This window comes from Capnocytophaga sp. G2, from assembly GCF_035282625.1.
Lineage (GTDB): Bacteria > Bacteroidota > Bacteroidia > Flavobacteriales > Flavobacteriaceae > Capnocytophaga.
In genome coordinates this window covers 168,915-189,999 of the sequence record NZ_JAYKBU010000002.1, presented here as the reverse complement: position 1 = coordinate 189,999, position 21,085 = coordinate 168,915, and the positions used below count along the sequence as shown (strand labels likewise).

Genomic DNA, 21,085 nt, shown 5'->3' with positions numbered 1-21,085 from the left:
AATGCGAAAATTTGCGACCTTTGCACCAAATCTAAATGCTTGTATTTTTTCATTGTCATTTGTGGTTATTTGACAAAGAAAAGCATTTATTTTTAAGAGAGAGGAAACTTTAACAGTTTTTTCTCTCTTTTTTTGTTGTTCTGAATATTGCCCCCGGGGGCAATATTCAGAACAACAAAACCTTACTCGAAATCTATACCCAAAAATTTAACTTACTAACGGAACTTACATCATCAATTCAATCCCTAAAAGAAGATTTTCTACCAAAATAACATGCTTATTTATTTTTTTTTAGTAACTTTGCCTTTTTATTCAGTATAAGTAGTTCACAATGAATGTACCTAAAATAGCTGTTATTGGACTTGGATATGTAGGCTTACCATTGGCTCGTCTCTTTGCTACACGCTATCCTGTGATAGGATATGATAAAAAGCATTCTCGTATAGAAGCCTTAAGAAAAGGAGAGGACACTACCCTTGAGGTAGATTCTGTTCTTTTACATGAAGTTTTAATAAATAAAAATCCTACTTCCACGGAGGAAAAGGGACTTTTCTGTACATCTGATCCTGATGAATTGGCTTCTTGTAATTATTTTATAGTTACAGTTCCAACTCCTGTGGATATACACCATCGTCCTTTGCTTACCCCCCTATATTCTGCAAGTGAAATAGTAGGAAAATATCTAAAGAAAGGTGCTATAGTTATCTATGAATCTACTGTTTACCCCGGTTGTACAGAAGAAGAATGTGTTCCCATTCTGGAGAAGGCATCAGGGCTTACTTTTAATAAAGATTTCTTTGTAGGATATTCTCCTGAACGTATTAATCCCGGAGATAAAGTGCATACTGTAGAACATATCCTAAAAATCACTTCTGGATCCACTATTGAAACAGCTCAAAAGGTGAACGCTCTATATCAATCAATTATAGAAGCAGGCACTCACTTAGCTCCTACGATTAAAGTAGCTGAAGCAGCAAAGGTTATTGAGAATTCTCAGAGAGATATTAATATAGCCTTTGTAAATGAATTAGCTAAGATATGTAACATCTTAAATATTGACGTAAGAGCTGTTTTGGAAGCAGCAGGTACCAAATGGAATTTTCTCAAATTCTCACCTGGATTGGTGGGTGGTCATTGTACAGGAGTTGATCCTTACTACTTAGCTCAAAAGGCACAAGAGGTTGGTTATCACCCTGAGATTATTTTGGCTGGTCGAAGAATGAATGATTCTATGGGGAAATATGTTGCTGACCAAGTAATTAAACTCATGATAGAGAGAAATATACCTATCAATGGAGCTCATATTTTAGTTTTAGGAATTACTTTTAAAGAAAATTGTCCAGATGTTCGTAATACAAAAGTTACGGATGTAGTTCGCCAGTTAGAGTCCTTCCATACACAAGTAACTGTGTATGATCCTTGGGCAAATCCTGAAGATGTATGGGAGGAACATCAAATACATTCTCACCCCTCTCTTCCCATAGAAGAATATGATGCCATCGTGCTTGCTGTGGCTCACAGAGAGTTCTTATCTATACCTTGGAAAAAAATAAGAAAGACTCATAGCGTAATTTATGATGTGAAAGGAATATTGCCTGATGCAGATAAATACTTATAATAAAAAGAGAGATTGCTATGCCTCTATCCTAACTTCTGCAAGATGAACTATATGAGTAACCACTTCTTCAATTGTTGTGTATGAATTATCTATCTCTATTGCATCAATAGCTTTTATTAGAGGGGATTCTGATCTATGGGAATCCTGATAATCTCTCTTCTGGATATTTTGTAATACCTCCTCGTAGGTTGTAGATTCTCCTTTTGCTTGAAGTTCAAGAAATCTTCTTTGAGCACGTATCTCTTCAGAGGCAGTCATAAATATTTTAAGTTCAGCATGAGGAAAAACCACAGTTCCTATATCACGTCCGTCCATAACAATACCTTTTTCTATTCCCATCTTACGCTGTAAAGCAACTAAATATGTACGCACTTCTTGAATTCTTGCTATTTCGCTTACAAAGTTTGCCACTTGTATTCCTCTAATTTCTTTTTCTATATTTTCATCATTAAGATATAATTCTGACAATTTCAAAGCAGGATTATAAATAAAATTAAATGTGCTTTGGGATAGTGCTTCTATAAGAGCTTTCTCTTGAATATGAATTACACTATTTATTGTAGTGATGAAACCTCTTCTAAGAGCTAAAAGAGTGGCTGCTCTATACATTGCCCCTGTATCAATATATATATAGTGTAAAATATTGGCAATACGTTTGGCAATAGTACTTTTCCCTGTAGAGGAGTATCCGTCAATAGCTATAATTATTTTTTTCATAATAACCTATAAAAAATAACTTACCAAAAAACAAGAAATGAATTTTGGCAAGTTATAGCAATAAAGTATGATTTTTATCTATTAGTCATTTCATTAGAAGAATTTGCTTTCCGCTTCTGCACGAATTTTTCGGATAAGAAGCTTTGCTAATCCTATATTAGCCGTATCATCAAGAATAACATGATCTAAAATTTTCTTACTTTGCAAGAGCCCTATTAAATGTGTTTGTCCTTCATATACCAAACATACATCATCTACACTCTTATTTGATAATCCCTCTGTATTCTCAAAAGAAAGTATAGCATTTCTAAAAATTTCTACTTGATAAGAACTTGCCAGACGATTATCAACCCCCTCACGCGACTTATAAGCTAAAATAGAACCATCAAGAGTGCTTACTAATGATACAGAAATAGTTCCTCCTACATTGGTAAAAAGTTGCTGTGCATATTCATCTAAAAATTGTTCTATCATTTCTCTTAACTAAAAAATAATTTTCTAAAATGACTTTCTTTTTTAGGTGCTTCTTTAGTTACTTCAGGATAAAGCTCATTTTGTACCTCATCAAAAGTAACTACCTTAGTCATTGCCTCATAGCACTGCTTATGTATAATACTAAGGAGACCATAGTTGACTTTGGTTGCATCGGTAATAATATGTATCAGGTAATCAAAATCTTTGGATACATATATGACATGTATCTGCTCATTATTTGAGATAGTAATCTCTCGGAGAGAGTCTTCATGGATATTATCAATATATCTAATTTCTTGAAGTGCATTCTTAGCAATTTCAGCCTCAAACTTTGCTGTGGCAGAATAATCTAATCCACTAAATGATTGATTATAAAGTATCTCTCCGTGTTCTGTTCCTATAAAACTAACAGAAAGTATTCCAGAGAGTTGAGCTCCTATTTGCTCTGTATATCTTTTAAATTCATCTAAAATCATACTTCTTAATTTTAATTAGGTTATAACTCTTCGCAAAACTACGATGTTTTTCTCTAAAATACAACTTTTAACTATAATTTTTTCATCAACAAAATAAATATCTTTGTTAATATCATATTTAATTAATTGATAATAAATAAAGTATATTTCTCATCAAAACATTTTTTGTTAATAAATAATTAGAATCCAAAGATTCTAGCATCTTCTTTATTTTGTTTGTCCCTTGCCTTCTTCTTCTCAATGTACTCAATATCCTTATATCGGTCATAGAAACGATAGGATATGCCTATTCCTCCCAAATATCGAGTAGGAGTTGTTTTCCAGCTTGCTCCTACAGAAGCATTTATTTGAAATCTTTCATCAATAAGATAGGTAGCCCCCATTCTTATTAAAGAATCCTTGTAATAATCACTAGTAATTCCTTCATTCTCCAAAAATATACTCCATCTATCATCATACAGATTATGAGTAAGTGTAAAAATATAACTATATTGGGTATGTATTGATGCCATATTATTTCCTACTAAGTTCAATACCAAAGCTACTTCCTGTAAGGGGTGACTCTGTAAAGCTATAATTGCTTTAGGAGTAAAAGCCGCATAGCTATCATTCATCAACTCATATAAATAACGATTTTTTTCTAATACATTTATACCAAAATAAAGAGATATTGCAGGAATTAACTTTTTCCAGCGAAATTCCGCATTTGCCTTCCAACTGTATATATTTTTATTACTAAGAAATAGAGGGTCATAGAAAAGATATTTCACTCCAATGGTATTCCGTTGGAACCCCAATCTGCTTTCAGAAATTCCTTCTGTTGAACGATTGCTATAGAGGAATGTACCATCTCCAACTATCTCAAATTGATCACGCCATACTCCATAGCGTACCATATAATTAAGCCCTATGTTGTCCTGAGAAATATCAAGTAACTCATGCTTATTCGTTTCATAAAAAATATCTGTCTCCATTTGAGCCACTTTTCTTCCTACAGCATAAGCTCCCATAGAACGACCTGGTTTATTGGAGTTAATAATATCTGTATACTGAGCACTCGCTACATTTGTTAACATCAGTAGGAAGAAAAAAAACAATATCTTTCTCATAAATCTTCTCTTTAAAAAATAACTTAGAATTAGTTCTTTCACTTTATATCAAGGCACAAAATTAAAAAAAATATCCTAAAAATCAAGTCTTTTATTATTTTAATTTTACCATAAGTTAAAATCATTAAAAAACGGTAGCAAGTTACCTTAACTACCGTAAAAAATATAAACTATGAAAAAATTTTACATTTCAGTGATAATAAATTCACTTCTTCTATTTTTCTGATGTTCCTCTTCAGTACATGGAACATCATTAGAACAACCATTTACCAGTTGTGTTTCTCCATATCCTTTAGCAGTAAGCCTACTACGAGTAATTCCTTGTTTTACAATCCATTCCAAAGTGGACTTTGCGCGTCTGTCAGAAAGAGCTAAATTATATTGGTCAGAACCACGACTATCAGTATGTGATTTGATAGCAATCTTAATATTAGGATGCTCTTTCATCACCTCTACAATCTTAGCTAAATCCACTTCAGCATCAGAACGTATATTAGATTTATCAAAATCAAAATAAATAATCTCTATACCAAAGAATTTTGCTAAATCATCTCCCACTGTAACATTTTTCTTAATACTTTTCAAAAAGATTTCTTTATGAATTTCTCCTTTTTCTCGAATATTAATTTGTTCTTCAACCACTGCATAATTTTCCTTCTGAGCACGAACAAAAACAAAAGTATCATCACAATTCACTTGACTTTTTCCAAAGTCAAAATTACCATTTGTATCATTGGTTTTATGTATAATTTCTTTTTGCTCACTATCCGAGAGAGTAAGTAATACCCCTGAAAGCACCTCCTTAGTATCAATATCTTTTACAACCCCTTTTACAGTTTTATAACAATCAAACTCCAAAGGTCTTTTCTGTGTGAAGAAATAAATATCATCTTTACCTTTTCCTCCAGGACGATTAGAGGAAAGGAATCCCATGCCCTTTTGTTCATCAAGAACAAAGGCAAAATCATCATCTGGAGTATTACCAGGACGCCCTATATTCTGTAATCCTCTTAAGGAGCCATCTTTTTCTATTTTTATCGCAAAGATATCTAACCCTCCTAATCCAGGTAGTCCATCTGAAGCAAAGAAAAGCACATTATTATTGGAGATAAAAGGGAATGTCTCCCTGCCTTCAGTATTGATAATTTCCCCTAAATTCTCTGGTTTGCCATAAGTTCCCTTTTGGTGGTTTATTTTTACCCTAAAAATATCAGATTTTCCATGAGTTCCTGCTATATCTGCTGCAAAATAAAGATATTTTCCATCAGGAGTAAGCGCTGGATGGGCTACACTATATCCAACTACATTAAAAGGCAAGCGAATGGGATTTGACCATGTGTCGCCATTTTTCACAGAACGATACAATTCCAGAAGTAATTTTTCATCTACTTTTTTTCTTTTCTCCTCTTTGCTTTGAGGCACCTGATAATTACGAGTAAAATAAATAGTATCCAAACTCTTAGTGAAAACAGCACTGGATTCGTTTAGAGGAGTATTAAGTACAGAAGAAAAGCGTTCTTCTCCTTGTAGATTGCTATCTTTTAGAGTAGCTTTGAAAAGATCATAGTACCCTTCTCCAGTCCATTTAGAAGCCTCCCTAAATAAAGACGGTTTCCTACTAGCCGTAAATACAACTGCATCGGTTCCATAGAAAGCCGTTCCATATTCAGAATATTCAGTATTAATATCTACAGGTTTTATAGTAAGACGACCTGAATTATCTTTGATAACTTGCAAATAATCGGTATGTTCTTCCAATTTACGTGCACGTAAGTCATCTCTTCCAGTAAGCTTTAGAAACTGTTTTAGGATATTACTAGCCTCCTCATAACGTTCTGCTGATTTTAAAGTCTGAGCATAACGATAATAATATTCAGCAGTAAGATTATAATTATCCTTTTGAGCATTTTTAAAGAGTTGGTCATACCATTTCAATGCATTTGTATAATCTGCATTAAAGTAATAAGAGTTTCCCAAATTTTCAAGGATTGTTTGATCTATATATCCCTGCTCGGCTATACGTTCATATATCTTAATCGCATCTACATAAGCGTATTTACTATAAAGTTCATTCGCTTTCTTAGCCTTCTTCTCATTCTCCTCCTTTTGTTTATTATCTACTTGTGCAAAAATAGAGGAAAAAGAAAGAAAGAGGAGAGAAAATATTGTTATCTTTTTTATCATTTTTTCGTTTTTTATAATCTATTAAATCAAAAGAAACGTGGGGAAATAATCCTCTTAGTTTCTCTAAAGAATTCATATCTTAAGAAGATCTCATGGGAACCTGAATTATATTTTCTCAAATCAGTAGTATCCCAATCATAAGCATAACCAATAAACCAATTTTTATCTATCTGAAAACCTGCCATTGCACTTACAGCGGCACTCCAACGCCAAGCAGCTCCTAAAGTGAAGCGTTCATTGAATAGAAAATTAGCCGAGAGGTCAAACTGTAAAGGGCTACCCTGCACCATTTTCATCAAAGCTGCAGGTTTGAATTTAGTATTTTCAGAAAGATCAAATACATATCCTCCCATAAGATTATAGTGTTGCTTTTCATTAACATCAGAAATTTTCCTATCATCTGTTTTGGAAAAAGTCTTTGTATCCAACAGATAAGGGATAGAAAATCCTATATAATATTTTTCTCCGTAATAATATACTCCAGCTCCTATATTAGGCAGAAAAGTACTCGGCTTACCATCGAAAGCATAATCATTGGCATCTATCAAGTGTAGCTTATTTCTATCAAAATTATACCAAGCCGCTGCTGCCTTCAATCCAAAAGCCAATTTAGATTCATCGAATTCAATAGTATAAGAGAAATCTACATCAATAACATTAGTTTGTTGAGGTCCTATACTTTCATGGTAAATAGCAGCTCCTAATCCAATATGCTTGGATTCAATAGGAGTATGGAAACTTAAGGTCGCTGTTTTAGGGGCTCCATCCAAACCAACCCATTGATTACGATATAATCCGAAAATACTAGTTCCTCCTCGAGATCCTGTATAGGCGGGATTAATCATCATCGTATTATACATGTACTGTGTATATTGAGAGTCCTGTTGTGCATGTATTTGATCTGTCAGTATAATCAGCATTAGTAATACTGTAAATCGTATTCCTATTTTTAACATATCTTTTTATTTATGACCGCGCAAAGTTACAATAAAAACAAATGATTATACAAATATTTTATTTCCTTAGAAATTAAAATTCAATTAGAAAATTATTAATAATCTAAAAAACAGCATCTTACATGTTTAAAAGTTATTAACAATTATAATATTTTTTTATTAAATAGTAATAAAATCATATTTTCAAGATTATTCATTCGTATCAAATTATATAGATAGACGCTCAAAACAAATATTTAGAAAAAAAATAGATCATCCTAAGAAAGAATGATCTATTTATAAAAAATAAATTATGAAAACCTTTATCTTATTCCATGCATCATGCGCTCTATCACTCTATTGAGAGAGACCATGACGATACCCAATATGAGCACAAAGGCTGAAATAGTGGCAAACACAGTACTTGCCCCTAACTCTACTACATAGGAAGAGATAAGTCCTGCAAGCATATTGGCAAAAGCAGTAGACATAATCCACACTCCCATAAATAAGGAAGCAAAACGTGCTGGGGAGAGTTTGGTTACAATAGAAAGTCCTACTGGTGAGAGGGAAAGCTCCCCTATGGTGTGTAGCAAATAAGTGAGAATCATCCAAATCATACTGGCTTTAACCATACCATCAGGATTATCTATGATATTAAAGCCACCATGCCATTCGGCACCTCTTTGGAAACCAGCAATAAGCATAAACCAGAATCCAATTCCCAATACAATTAGTCCAAATCCCATCTTCAAAGGAGTGTTGAGTGCTTGTCCCAAGCGAGTATTCCAAAAATAAGCAAATACTGGTGCTAATACTATCACAAAGAAAGGATTAACCATCTGCAACCAAGCAGTAGGTATCTCAAATCCAAATACATTTCTATCTATATATTTATTGGCATACAGATTAAAAGAAGCACCTGCCTGTTCCATCCCTGCGAAGAAGAATACAGCAAAGAAAAAGAAAATAAATATTACAGCAATTCTTTCCTTTTCTATACGTGTAAGAGGCGCCTTTTCTTCTTTTTCTTCACCTTTGTCTAAAACTTTAACATTTGCATTTTTAGGTTTTATTCCTATATCTCCTAAATATTTCTTACTCAAGAACACAAATAGAAGTTGTCCTAAAAGAGCACCTATAGAAGCGGCTAAGAATCCATAACGATAACCATGAGAAATCTGAAGAACACCATTTGCATCAGTATAAGTAGTTGCAAATATATTGTCAGCAAGTAATCCTACAATCAATGGAGCAGTTACAGAACCTAAGTTAATTCCCATGTAGAAAATAGAGAAAGCTGAATCCAAACGTTTATCCCCTGGTTCATATAAATCCCCAACAATAGAAGAAATATTAGGTTTGAAGAAACCATTACCAATAACCAATAAGAGTAAGCCCACATACAAGCCTATACGACCTATTAATTGATTGGACTGAATATCTTCTGCGGACAAATTAGATGCAGTAGAGGTAAATAGCTCAGGAGCAAAGAGGACAAATAGTGCTAATACTATGATAAATCCTCCGATAAGAATAGATTTACGCTGTCCCAAATATCTGTCAGAAAGCCATCCTCCGAAAAGAGGCGTGAAATAACAAAGTCCTGTTGCTATACCATAAAGAGTGGTACTAAACTTTTCATCATACCCAAGTCCTCCATTAAGCCATGTTGCTGTTAGGTAAAGCACCAAAATACCACGCATCGCATAGTAGCTGAAACGCTCCCACATTCCTGTAAAAAATACAAGATAGAGCCCCGCTGGGTGTCCTTTTTTTTCTGTATTCATTATCTTATCTAATTTAAATTATGCTATTATATTTACAAATTATTTAAAACGAAATTGGTAAGTTTTTCATACAAATGGCGACGTGTATTTCCTCCATAAATACCATGATTTCTATCAGGATAAATAGCCCAATCAAAGCTCTTATTATATTGTACGAATGATTCTATTAATCTCATAGAGTTTTGTACATGTACATTATCATCAGCAGTACCATGTACTAGGAGGAATTTTTTATTCAAATTCTTAGCATAAGTAAGTGGAGAATTATTATCATATCCTTCTGGGTTCTCTTGAGGTGTTTGCATATATCGTTCTGTGTACACAGTGTCATAGAAGCGCCAATTAGTTACAGGAGCCACTGCTATGGACATTTTAAATACCTCACCTCTCAGAATACAGTTAGAAGCCATAAAACCACCAAAACTCCAACCCCAGATTCCTATACGACTCTTATCAATATACTTGTAATTACCTACAATCTTAGCAGCTTCTATTTGGTCTTCTAATTCATATTTACCTAACTGTTTATAAGTACATTTTTTGAAAGCCGCTCCTTTGTATCCTGTACCACGTCCATCTACACAAAGTACAATATATCCTTTTTGAGCAAGCATGTGATACCAGTAATCATTAGAATTATACCAAGAGTTATATACTTGTTGAGAACCAGGACCTGAATATTGAAACATAAATAATGGGTACTTCTTATTTTCATTAAAGTTAGCAGGCTTAATCATCCAAGCATTAAGCTTATCTCCATTTTTAGTAGTAATTTCAAAAAATTCCTTTTTACTCAAATCATATTGGGCTACCTTCTTTTCTAAATCATTATTATTAAGAATTTCTTTGATTATTTTACCTGTTTTACTATTATTCAATGTATAGATAGGTGGTTTGGCAACACTAGAATATTGATTGATAAACAATGAAAAATCAGGACTAAAAGTTGCATTATTAGTTCCTTTCTCAATAGCTAAGGCTTTCTTATCTTTACCTGAAAGAGCAATACTATAAATACCACGATTGATAGATCCTGGTTCAGTGGATTGGTAATAAATTTGTTTAGCTTTAGAATTATATCCATAATACTCAGTTACCTCCCATTTTCCTTGAGTAATTTGCTTAATTAATTTCCCATTTTTATCATAATGATAAAGATGATTATTTCCATCTTTTTCAGAAGAAATAATAAAGCTATTATCATCCAAGAAAGTAAGATCATCGGTGATACTTACATAAGCCTTATCTACTTCATGATATACAGATTTATATTTTTTAGTAGAAGCATCTACAAAGATGATGTTAAAATCATTCTGATGCCTATTTAGAGTTTGTACACTAAGAATATTTGCTTCTTTTGTCCATTGCAATCGTGGAATATAGTAAGCATCCAAAGGAATTCGTGTAGCCTTTCCTCCCTTTACATCATACAAATGAAGACTTACTACAGAATTCTTTTCACCTGCCTTTGGATATTTGAAAGTGTCCTCAGTAGGGTATAAGGTTGTTCCATAGATGTCCATAGAGAACTCTGGCACTTCATGTTCATCAAAACGAATATAAGCTAATTGTGTTCCATCAGCATTCCAATCAAAAGTTCTTACAATAGCAAATTCTTCTTCATATACCCAGTCGCTAGTACCATTAATAATTTTGTTCTTCTCTCCATCAAAAGTTACTTGTTGTTCTCTTTTAGATTGAGTATCATATATATAGATGTTATTCTTAAATACATAGGCTATTTTATCACCTTTAGGGGAGAAAAGAGGTTCTTGTATTTTTTTATCTGTTAGCTTAGTAAGTTCTTGTTTTTTAAGGTCAAAGATATAAAAATCAGCAAAAAAAGAACGTCTAAAAATTGGTTCACTATTGGTTGCTATAAGAAGCTTATCTTCTTGTTTGTTGAAAGTATAACTATCCACCCGCTTAATTTCTGAAAAATTCTTAGTATCAAAAAGCGTTTTTTCTTTTTCCAAAGTAGAAAAGTTATACAAATCAATGGTATAATTTGAGTTACTACGATCATAATTCAGCACTGTATACTGGTTGGTATTCTTCAATGCTGATAAATTAGACATTCTCTTGGAAGAAAAAGTATAATTTGTCCAAATGTCTTCCAGAGTGATCATTTTCTTTTGAGCACTCACATTCAATGAAATAGCCATTAAAAACAGCCATAAATAACAGATTTTAGTTCTCATTTTTAGAATATTTTTTGTAGGATACAATTTTACGTTTTTTTTTTAATATAACAGTATTTTTTATGCTTTTTTTAATATTATTAAGTAAAAACCTTGTTTAAAATAATACAATTATCTAATTATCAATAATATATAATAAAATGAACAATTTTTTAGTAAAAAGGCGACTTGCTTTCACCAAGTCGCCTTTTAATATTCTTCTCTTTTTTATTTGTTATTTAAAGAATGAATGTGCCGTAATATCTACTCTTTCTGTACCTTCTTTGGAGAACTTAACCAATTGCTTCACCCAATAGAAGAAAAATCCCAATAGTACTACTAACATAATCCATGTAATGATATTAGCCCACCACCAAGAAGAGAGTTCTAAGTGTCTTAAATAATCATAAGGAGCAAAGGCTATTTCCTCAAAGAAATATTTAATTCCTTTAAAAAATGTTGTCATAATGTTGTTGTTTTTAACTGGTGCAAATATACAATTTTTTTTCTATTTTTTTACTTCTAAAAAAACTTTTTTTCCTTTTTCTATTTTTTCCGTATGTCTTACATATATCAGTTCTCCTTTATCCTCCTTACAAACTATTAAATAATGACTTCCTTGAAAAAAGCAATTTTGTATAATAACTTTCCAATCGGACTGAGGCACAATAGTGATTTGATGAGGATATAAAAGAAGTCTTTTCCTACCTTTATTCACCTTATTTACAAGATCAAAGAGAGAAGCTATATATTCATTTTGTGTATGATACACCCTATCAGGCGTATCTATAAGAAGCTGCCTTCCTTCCTGAAGTATCATAATCTTATCCGAGAAACCTAAGGCTTCATTACTTTCATGAGTAGCTATAATACAAGTAATCCTATTTTCTTTAAGAAAAGTAAAGAGATTTTGTCGTATTTTATTCTTCAAAAAGCTATCTGTTTGGCTAAAGGGTTCATCTAAGAGAAGCACTTCAGGAGCTTGAGCCAATACCTGTGCCAATCCTATACGCTGTTGCTGTCCACCACTGAGAAAAATTGGTTTCACCTTGGCATAGTCCTGCATAAGGGTCATCCCTAAAAGTTCAGCTATACGTGCTCTTTTCTTTGGCAAATCCAAATTAGAGAGGAACTTACCCACATTCTCCTCCACTGTCATATAAGGCATCAGTCCAAAATCCTGTGCTAAGTATTTCATCTTATGAAATCCCGGCACTAAATTATAAGCAGGCCCTGTAATACGGGTACCTTTCCAGTAGATTTCTCCTTGCTCAAGGTCAAAAAGCCCATATATGGCTTTAAGTAGGGTGGACTTACCCGAACCACTTGCCCCCACTATAGAAAGGATTTCGCCCGGACAAAGGCTAAAATCAATATTCTTAAGCACTTTTGTATCCGTATAAGTATAAGAAACATTTTTTACAATAAGCATCTGTACTATTTTTGAGGGGCAAAAATAAGAATTATTTCCAAGATAATCATTATCTCATTTGTTTGTTGTATCTTTGCCAAAAATTTATCTTTATGAAAGCATGGCTTAGCAAGCTCAAACCCTTTCTTTATGTAGGTGGGTTATATATAGTTATCTCTTTTGTCCTGAGGATTATCTTTATGGGACACCCCATTACCACAACCTCCTTTTCATTGGGTCAGGTCTTGGGTATGCTTTTGGTAGGCACCTTCAATGACATATTTATCACCATCTTAGCCCTCAGTATCTTGGTGCTTTACTTCCTTTTTATCGCCAATGTAAAGTACCAAAAGCCCTATGGCTATATTATCCTTGGGGCAATGCTCTTGCTCTTGGGCTATATACAGTTTGTACCTAATAATATATTCTATCAGTATGGGGGTTCGGTTGAGGAAATTGCCTTGTACTTCTTTGGGGCAAAGACCCTTTGTTTTGCAGCGATGCTCTTTGCAGGCAAGTGGCGCAAGCAAGTGCGTAATGTACTCTATTTCATTACCTTATTTATCTATACCTTTGCCATAGTGATGAATGCCGTTAGCGAATATTTCTTTTGGAATGAGTTCGGGATACGGTACAACTTTATCGCGGTGGATTACCTCATTTACACCACGGAGGTCATCGGCAATATTATGGAGAGCTACCCTGTGGTACCGCTCTTCTCAGGAGTATTTGTTGTGGTGCTTGCGCTAACTATTTTCCTTTATAAAAAGACAAAATCTACTCTTGAGACCATCCCAAATCTCAAAGAAAAAGGCTTATTCTTGGCGGGCTATGTGGCATTGTTCCTATTGAGCTTATGGGTGAGTCCCAAGTTTGATGAAGTGAAGTCCAACAATGTATTCGTTCAGGAGATACGTGCCAATGGGGTGTATAAGTTCTATTATGCTTTTACCCATAGCGAGTTAGACTTCTTCCAGTTCTACCCTACCCTACCCGAAGAGGAGGCAAGAACCACCTTTTTCAAGCATTTTAAGACACAGCTGGTAGAGACCCCTATACCAAGCTGTGCAAGCTGTGAGACACGATACTATAATCCTGTTAAGCAGCTACCATATTCTGTAGTAGGATATTCTGTAAAAGGAAATGTTGACGAACAGCATAAAAATGTGGTGCTTATCTCAGTCGAGAGCCTCTCTGCGGAGTTTATGGCTGCTTATGGCAATACAGAGGGCATTACTCCCTTCCTTGATAGCTTAGCGCAAAAGAGTATTTTCCTGACCAACTTATATGCTACGGGTAACCGTACTGTACGCGGTTTGGAGGCTCTAACCCTTTGTGTACCTCCTACCCCTGGTGAGAGTATCGTTAAGCGCAAGGATAACAAGGACAAATTCACCACGGGGAGTGTCTTCAAGTCCAAAGGGTATAGCGTAAAATATCTTTACGGGGGCTATAGTTATTTTGACAATATGAAAGACTTCTTCGCTGGTAACGGCTACGATATCATAGATAGAGACAACTTTACTCCTGAGGAGATTACCTTTGCCAACATCTGGGGAGTAAGTGATGAGGATATGGCGCGCAAAGCCATTAAGGAGATGAATGCCCAAGCAAAAACAGGCAAACCCTTCTTTAACCACTGGATGACCGTGAGCAACCACCGCCCTTTTACCTATCCAGAAGGTCGCATTGATATCCCAGGTACGGCTAAGTCGCGTAGTGGCGGGGTAAAATATACTGACTATGCACTCAAGCTCTTCTTTGAACTCGCTAAAAAAGAATCGTGGTTTAAGGATACAGTGTTTGTGATTGTTGCCGACCACTGCGCTTCGAGTGCTGGGCGTACCGAATTGCCTTTGGATAGGTATCGTATTCCCTGCCTTATCTATGCTGACTTCTTAGAAGCCGAACAGATAGATAAGCTTGCTTCTCAAATAGATGTAATGCCTACCGTAATGGGACTCTTGAACTTTTCTTATGAGAGCAAGTTCTTAGGTCAGAATATCCGCACTTGGTATTACGAACCGCGCGCCTATATAGCTACCTACCGAGAGTTGGGCTACCTCACCCCTGACACTCTTTCTATCATCAAGCCTTTGCGGGAACAGATACAATATAAAATTGTTCCAGAGGCTGAACAACCTAAGGCAGAACAACCTATTTTTTACCAACAGCTCAAAGTAGCTCAACCTGATGAAAAACTGATGAAAGAATGTATTTCCGCTTACGAGACTACCTATTTCTTACTAAAGAACGGGGAACTGAATAATTAATGAGTCGATTTGCCGATTTGGCAATGAGTTGATGAGTTGATGAATTGAGACGTGATTTATTGCGTTTTAACTAACGTGTCAATGGATTTAGAACTAAGTACTTTTATCCCTATTATCAAGGAGATGGTATACCATATCTCTATTGATGATTATGCTTCCATAGAGCGCAAGGGGCAAAATGGAGATATCCTTATAGAGGATTTGGCGTATGTAATTCACCTATACCCATATAAGATAATCCCTTTGCCTGATGAAGCTTTTGACCTAGCGAAAAGTTACTTTATTGAAGAGAAAAAGAGCCTTGATGTATATATTCCCTTCTGGACAAAAGAAGAAGGCAGAAGCGACCTGATGCTTGCTCTTTCCTGCTATATAAATGATGGGGCTGAGGAGGTGGTCATTTATGATGTATATATACCTTAAGAAAGTCTTTGTATAACCATGTTACGAGCGCTATGAGAAGGTAATATCGTTTTACATGTTCCGACAACTCTAATTATAAAATATATGAGGTTCTTTATTTGTGCAGCACAAGTATATGCTTATAAAAAATATAAGGTCTTCCACGAAAGTATCCACTACATAAGGGATTATTTAGATGGAGACTGGCAAGATGCTATAGGAGGTATCCTTATAAAAGAATGGAAAGATAAGGATAAGATACTCAGACCTGCTGAAGAATATCCTGATGAAATCTTTATACAATATCCCGATAAGGTATATGATATAATGAAATTTAATTACTTTAAGAAGGTAAGCCTAGTCATAAGGGTATTCCCTAGAGTTACCAAATGTAAGACTTATGCCCGTTATTACAAAAAGGAAGAAGTCATTGGTGAATACACCATAAAAAAAGAATACCTCCATATAGACCCTGTGTTCATAGCTGAGGACTATGAGGAACTGAGCAATGAGGAAATACACAAGAAATTCTGTGATGATCTTTACGACCTCTTAGCGTACTATCTACTAAAGTATAAGAACCGTTTTACAGATTTTGATGCAGAAGCATTTCTCCCTTTTCTTAAGGAGAGACTTCTTTCTATCAAGGAACGTAAATTTCCTACTTGGGAAGAAGAAAAAGCCCTTAGAGCACAGCAACCTAAAGTAGAAGTAATCCCTGACAAAGGAAATATTTTCGAGAACAAAAAGAAAAAGAAGACCTCAAAACCTTAATACTTTTGATGTTATAAAACCTTTTTTCCAGCTACCACTATGACAAAGGTAGCTCTACTAATAACTCTGATATACTGAATCCTATCGGGTTAAATACTCTAAATAAATTATCGTATCTTTGCCCAATAGATGTATCCCAAAAGAACTATCACTTAATGGTTGATTTTGAACCCTTTACAAAACTATTTTATGCCTATCATCAGAGAACTCAGGGGGAAAGCTCCCATTATAGGAAAGAACGTATTTATAGCCGAAACAGCCGTCCTTATCGGCGAGGTTACCCTCGGAGAGGATTGTAGCGTATGGTACAATGCCGTCCTTCGGGGCGATGTGAATGCTATTGTTATCGGCAACAAAGTGAATATACAGGACAATGTCATGGTACATTGTACCTACCAGAAAACCTCTACCACTATCGGTAACAATGTTTCCATAGGACACAATGCCATCATACATGGCTGTACCCTTAAGGACAATGTACTTATCGGTATGGGGGCCATTGTCTTGGACGGCTGTGTAGTGGAGAGCAACTCCATCGTAGCGGCAGGGGCAGTGGTTACCAAAGGCACCCATATAGGGTCGGGTGAGGTATGGGCAGGGGTACCCGCCAAGAAGATTAAGGATATCTCCCCTGAACTTACCGAAGGAGAAATAAACCGTATTGCTAATGCTTATGTGAAGTATGCACAGTGGTACCAAGAAAGTGAAAAGTGAAAAGTGAAAAGTGAAGAGTGAAAAGTGAAGAGTGAAAAGTGAAGAGTGAAAAGTGAAGAGTGAAAAGTGAAGAGTGAAAAGTGAAGAATGAAAAATAAAAAAAATGAAAGAAGAACAAATCCTTATCAAAGGAGCTAAATTACATAATCTTAAAAATATCAGTGTAGCTATTCCCAAGGGGAAATTAGTGGTGGTAACGGGGCTTTCAGGCTCTGGAAAATCTACATTGGCCTTCGATACCCTCTATGCGGAGGGACAACGCCGCTATGTGGAAAGCCTGAGTTCCTATGCCCGCCAGTTCTTGGGTAGGCTGGACAAGCCTAAGGTGGATTTCATTGAGAACATCTCCCCTGCTATTGCTATCGAACAGAAAGTCAATACCAGCAATCCTCGCTCCACTGTGGGTACCTCCACTGAAGTGTATGACTACCTAAAGCTACTCTTTGCACGAGTGGGGCATACCTTTTCCCCTATATCGGGCAGGGAGGTCAAGAAAGATACCGTCTCCGATGTAGTGGATTTTATCCTTTCTTTTCCCGATGAGCACAAGCTATTGCTCCTCTCCCCTATTACCCTTAGTGCTGGGCGTACCTACGAGCAGACACTCCGCCTATTGGAAGAGCAGGGATATGCCCGTATTAATTACCAAGGAGAAGTCGTGCGCCTTAGTGATTTGGATTTCAAGAAGGTCAAAAGTGACTTTCAATTAGTCATAGAGCGTATCATAGTGGATCACGAAGAAGAGACCGCCCAACGCTTGGCCGATTCGGTAAGTACCGCTTTCTTTGAGGGAAAAGGCGTTTGCTCTGTGGAAGACTTGACCACAGGAGAGGAACACCACTTTTCCAACCAGTTCGAAGCCGATGGAATTACCTTTTTGGAACCCAATGTACAACTCTTTAGCTTTAACAACCCTTATGGGGCTTGTCCTGTGTGTGAGGGTTATGGCGACACTATAGGTTTAGACGAGACGCTCATTGTCCCCAATACCTCCCTTTCGGTGTATGACAATGCGATTTACCCTTGGCGTGGGGAAACCATGTCGTGGTTCAGAGATCAGTTGGTCAATAATGCCTATAAGTTTGATTTTCCTATTCATCGCCCTTGGTATGAGTTGACTGAGGCAGAAAAACAACTTGTATGGGACGGTAATGAGTATTTTACAGGGCTCACCGCCTTCTTCAAGGAATTGGAGGAAAAGAACTATAAGATACAGAATAGGGTGATGCTTGCCCGCTACCGAGGTAAAACCACCTGCTATGCTTGTGGTGGCAAGCGACTCCGCCCCGAAGCCAATTATGTGCATATAGGAGGCAAGTCTATTTCGGACTTGGTTTCTATGCCAATCTCTGACTTGATAGTTTTCTTTGATAATCTCACCCTCAGCCCCTACGAACAGAAGGTTTCCGAACGCCTCTTAAGGGAGATACACAACCGCCTACACTACCTCTTGGATGTGGGATTGGGTTACTTAACCCTCAACCGCAAATCCAACAGCCTGTCAGGGGGAGAGAGCCAGCGCATTAACTTGGCCACCTCCTTGGGTAGCAGCTTGGTTGGTTCTATGTACATCTTGGACGAACCCAGTATTGGGCTACACCCCAAGGACACCGAGCGCCTTATTCATGTGCTCAAATCTCTAAGAGATTTGGGCAATACCGTTATCGTCGTGGAACACGATGAAGATATTATGAAAGCTGCCGACTATATCATAGATATAGGTCCTGAAGCGGGAACCCTTGGTGGTGAGGTGGTCGCTACTGGTACCTATAAGGAAATCCTCCAAGCACCAACCCTTACTGGGGAGTACCTCAGCGGTAGGCACACTATAGAAATGCCTAAAAAGAGGCGCACCTCGAAACACTTTATAGAAATCAAAGGTGCACGAGCCAATAACCTTAAAAATATAGATATTTTCTTCCCATTGGATATGCTCACCGTCGTAACAGGTGTATCAGGGAGTGGAAAGAGTACCTTGGTCAAGCATATCCTCTACCCAGCCCTTTTGCGCAAGCTCGACCAGCCTGCTGATCAAGTAGGCGAGTTCAGCAGTATGGATGGGAAGTTCTCCTATATCAAGCGAGTAGAGTTTATCGATCAAAACCCCATAGGCAAGTCCACCCGCTCCAATCCCGTTACCTATATCAAGGCGTATGATGATATTCGCCAGCTCTTTGCCTCCCAAAAGCTCGCCAAGATGCGGGGCTATACTGCCAAACACTTCTCTTTCAATACTGAAGGAGGTCGTTGTGAGACCTGTAAGGGTGAAGGAGAGGTAACCATAGAGATGCAATTCATGGCTGATGTACACCTAACCTGCGAGGCCTGCGATGGCAAGCGCTTTAAGCCTGAGATTCTGGAGGTTACCTTCCAAGGGAAAAACATATACGACCTCTTGGAAACCACCATTGACGATGCCATAGCCTTCTTTACTCAGCACAAGCAGGAGAAAATCGCCCAAAAGCTACTTCCCTTGCAGGAAGTAGGCTTAGGCTACGTAACCTTAGGTCAGCCCTCCTCTACCCTTTCGGGGGGGGAAGCCCAGCGTATCAAGTTGGCTTCCTTCTTAGTGAAATCCTATCAGGAGACCCCTACCCTATTCATCTTTGACGAACCTACCACAGGGCTTCACTTCCACGATATAGGCAAACTGCTACGCTCCTTCAATGCTTTGATTGAGCGCGGACATTCCATCATCGTCATTGAACATAATGTAGAGGTCATTCGCCGAGCTGACTATATCATAGACTTAGGCCCTGAAGGCGGTGCCCAAGGCGGTAAACTCGTAGGGTCAGGTACCCCAGAGGAGATTAAAAAGAATAAAAACAGCTATACAGGACAATATCTATGAATAAGCAAGCCCTCCGAACCCTCTATAAGCAAAAGCGGGCAGCCATTACCCCAGCGCAGCAAGCCCTACTAAGCCAGCAGATTGCTGAACAGTCCTTACAACTCTCCATTTGGGACAAGGAGGTATTCCACTGCTTTCTTTCTATCCTCTCCTTTGGCGAGGTAGATACTGCTCCCCTTATTCACTTAATCCTAGAGCGAGACAAAAGGTTAGTCGTCTCCCGTACCGTTATGGAGACCGTACGCATGGAGCACTTTCTCTATGATCCCGCCCAGATACAAGCCAACAACAAATGGCATATCCCTGAACCACAAGGGGGCACCCTTGTGAAAAGTGAAGAGATCGAAGTGGTCTTTATTCCCCTCTTAGCCTATGATATCAAGGGCAACCGTGTAGGCTATGGCAAGGGTTTTTATGACCATTTTTTAGCCGAATGCCTGACAACTACCCTCAAAGTGGGGCTTTCCTTCTTCCTGCCTGAAACCGCTATAGAGGGTATCAGGAAAGAAGATATTCCTTTAGACTACGTACTAACTCCTGAGAGAGTTTTTACGTTTTGAGGTAGAAATTATAGAGGTAAAAGTAACAATATGGTAATCTTCTAGTATATAGAAAATTGTATAAATCAAATCAACCATCATGAAACAATGGAAATTAAAGAGTTATTCTCTATCAGTACAAAGGAGAAATTATCTGATAAGATATTACAAGTGATAATCTTTTGTTAAAGTATCACTAGAGATAAAAAAATGTACTACTTTTACGGCTGTTAATCATAAATATATACAAATATGAGTACACAAGCTGAATTAATTGAGCTTTACACTGCTGACTTAAAAGAAAAATGTGGTGTAGCAGAACCTGATGTGGAACTACTAACAAAAGTAACTAAGGGATTAGGTCCTTCTATTTACAATAATGATGCTTCCAAAGTTTCAGGCTCTGACCAAGGAGAATTGGACTTGGTAAAGAACAATTTCCTAATCAAAAAGTTAGGATTAAAAGACAGTCCTGAACTGGATACCGCCATTAATAGTGTACTAGAAAAATACGGTAAGTCCAACAAGAACAAGTATCGTGCAGTAGTTTATTACTTATTGACCAAACATTTCAAGAAAGAAAGTGTATACAATAAATAATGCACTACAACAAACTTTCAGAGGCTGCCATTATGTGA

Annotated in this window: 18 protein-coding genes; 8 read left to right on the top strand and 10 right to left on the bottom strand. The window is 36.6% G+C overall.

All coding sequences use genetic code 11. The features are described from left to right. Positions 1-331 precede the first annotated feature (331 nt). Positions 332-1,618: a nucleotide sugar dehydrogenase gene (locus tag VJJ03_RS02465; RefSeq protein ID WP_323973630.1), complete on the top strand. Its 1,287-nt coding sequence runs from the start codon at positions 332-334 to the stop codon at positions 1,616-1,618. Between the two features lie 15 nt (positions 1,619-1,633). On the opposite strand, the gene cmk is transcribed toward VJJ03_RS02465, so the two are convergent. From cmk to VJJ03_RS02415, 10 genes are all read right to left on the bottom strand, one after another. Beyond that, positions 1,634-2,335, bottom strand: coding sequence for a (d)CMP kinase (gene cmk / locus VJJ03_RS02460; protein WP_009746391.1), 702 nt, complete (start codon positions 2,333-2,335; stop codon positions 1,634-1,636). Positions 2,336-2,428: 93 nt separating this feature from the next. Further along, positions 2,429-2,809 carry a hypothetical protein gene (locus VJJ03_RS02455; protein ID WP_009746392.1) on the bottom strand — a complete coding sequence of 127 codons (381 nt, stop codon included), beginning with the start codon at positions 2,807-2,809 and terminating at the stop codon, positions 2,429-2,431. 5 nt (positions 2,810-2,814) lie between these two features. Then, positions 2,815-3,285: a hypothetical protein gene (locus VJJ03_RS02450; protein WP_323973628.1), complete on the bottom strand. Its 471-nt coding sequence runs from the start codon at positions 3,283-3,285 to the stop codon at positions 2,815-2,817. A gap of 179 nt (positions 3,286-3,464) precedes the next feature. Further along, the gene (locus VJJ03_RS02445) at positions 3,465-4,394 is read right to left on the bottom strand and encodes a transporter (RefSeq protein WP_323973626.1); all 930 of its coding nucleotides are present in this window, start codon (positions 4,392-4,394) and stop codon (positions 3,465-3,467) included. Positions 4,395-4,577: 183 nt separating this feature from the next. After that, positions 4,578-6,578, bottom strand: coding sequence for an OmpA family protein (locus VJJ03_RS02440; RefSeq protein ID WP_009746395.1), 2,001 nt, complete (start codon positions 6,576-6,578; stop codon positions 4,578-4,580). A 26-nt stretch (positions 6,579-6,604) separates the two neighbouring features. Continuing rightward, the gene (locus VJJ03_RS02435) at positions 6,605-7,534 is read right to left on the bottom strand and encodes a type IX secretion system membrane protein PorP/SprF (RefSeq protein ID WP_323973624.1); all 930 of its coding nucleotides are present in this window, start codon (positions 7,532-7,534) and stop codon (positions 6,605-6,607) included. A gap of 302 nt (positions 7,535-7,836) precedes the next feature. Further along, complete coding sequence (locus VJJ03_RS02430) at positions 7,837-9,303, bottom strand: peptide MFS transporter (protein ID WP_009746397.1); 1,467 nt, start codon at positions 9,301-9,303, stop codon at positions 7,837-7,839. 32 nt (positions 9,304-9,335) lie between these two features. Beyond that, complete coding sequence (locus VJJ03_RS02425; RefSeq protein WP_009746398.1) at positions 9,336-11,504, bottom strand: S9 family peptidase; 2,169 nt, start codon at positions 11,502-11,504, stop codon at positions 9,336-9,338. Between the two features lie 214 nt (positions 11,505-11,718). Further along, on the bottom strand, positions 11,719-11,949 hold the full coding sequence (locus VJJ03_RS02420; RefSeq protein WP_323973621.1) for a DUF6341 family protein: 231 nt from the start codon (positions 11,947-11,949) through the stop codon (positions 11,719-11,721). Between the two features lie 42 nt (positions 11,950-11,991). Then, the gene (locus tag VJJ03_RS02415) at positions 11,992-12,915 is read right to left on the bottom strand and encodes an ABC transporter ATP-binding protein (RefSeq protein WP_323973619.1); all 924 of its coding nucleotides are present in this window, start codon (positions 12,913-12,915) and stop codon (positions 11,992-11,994) included. 92 nt (positions 12,916-13,007) lie between these two features. Between VJJ03_RS02415 and VJJ03_RS02410 the strand changes: the two genes are divergently transcribed. The 7 genes from VJJ03_RS02410 (at position 13,008) to VJJ03_RS02380 (ending at position 21,047) form a co-directional block, all read left to right on the top strand. Next, entirely contained in the window at positions 13,008-15,167 is a 2,160-nt protein-coding gene (locus VJJ03_RS02410; RefSeq protein ID WP_323973617.1) for an LTA synthase family protein, read from the top strand. A gap of 81 nt (positions 15,168-15,248) precedes the next feature. Continuing rightward, positions 15,249-15,590 carry a DUF7668 domain-containing protein gene (locus tag VJJ03_RS02405; RefSeq protein ID WP_323973615.1) on the top strand — a complete coding sequence of 114 codons (342 nt, stop codon included), beginning with the start codon at positions 15,249-15,251 and terminating at the stop codon, positions 15,588-15,590. A gap of 84 nt (positions 15,591-15,674) precedes the next feature. Further along, positions 15,675-16,343: a hypothetical protein gene (locus VJJ03_RS02400; protein WP_323973613.1), complete on the top strand. Its 669-nt coding sequence runs from the start codon at positions 15,675-15,677 to the stop codon at positions 16,341-16,343. 189 nt (positions 16,344-16,532) lie between these two features. Further along, on the top strand, positions 16,533-17,057 hold the full coding sequence (locus VJJ03_RS02395) for a gamma carbonic anhydrase family protein (protein ID WP_323973612.1): 525 nt from the start codon (positions 16,533-16,535) through the stop codon (positions 17,055-17,057). 103 nt (positions 17,058-17,160) lie between these two features. Beyond that, positions 17,161-19,908, top strand: a complete 2,748-nt coding sequence (gene uvrA / locus VJJ03_RS02390; protein WP_323973610.1) for an excinuclease ABC subunit UvrA — start codon at positions 17,161-17,163, stop codon at positions 19,906-19,908. Further along, the gene (locus VJJ03_RS02385; protein WP_323973608.1) at positions 19,905-20,468 is read left to right on the top strand and encodes a 5-formyltetrahydrofolate cyclo-ligase; all 564 of its coding nucleotides are present in this window, start codon (positions 19,905-19,907) and stop codon (positions 20,466-20,468) included. Before uvrA ends, VJJ03_RS02385 begins: the two co-directional genes overlap by 4 nt. A gap of 231 nt (positions 20,469-20,699) precedes the next feature. Next, a complete protein-coding gene (locus tag VJJ03_RS02380) occupies positions 20,700-21,047 on the top strand; it encodes a DUF2853 family protein (protein ID WP_323973606.1) in 348 nt (115 codons plus the stop codon). Positions 21,048-21,085: the final 38 nt, after the last annotated feature.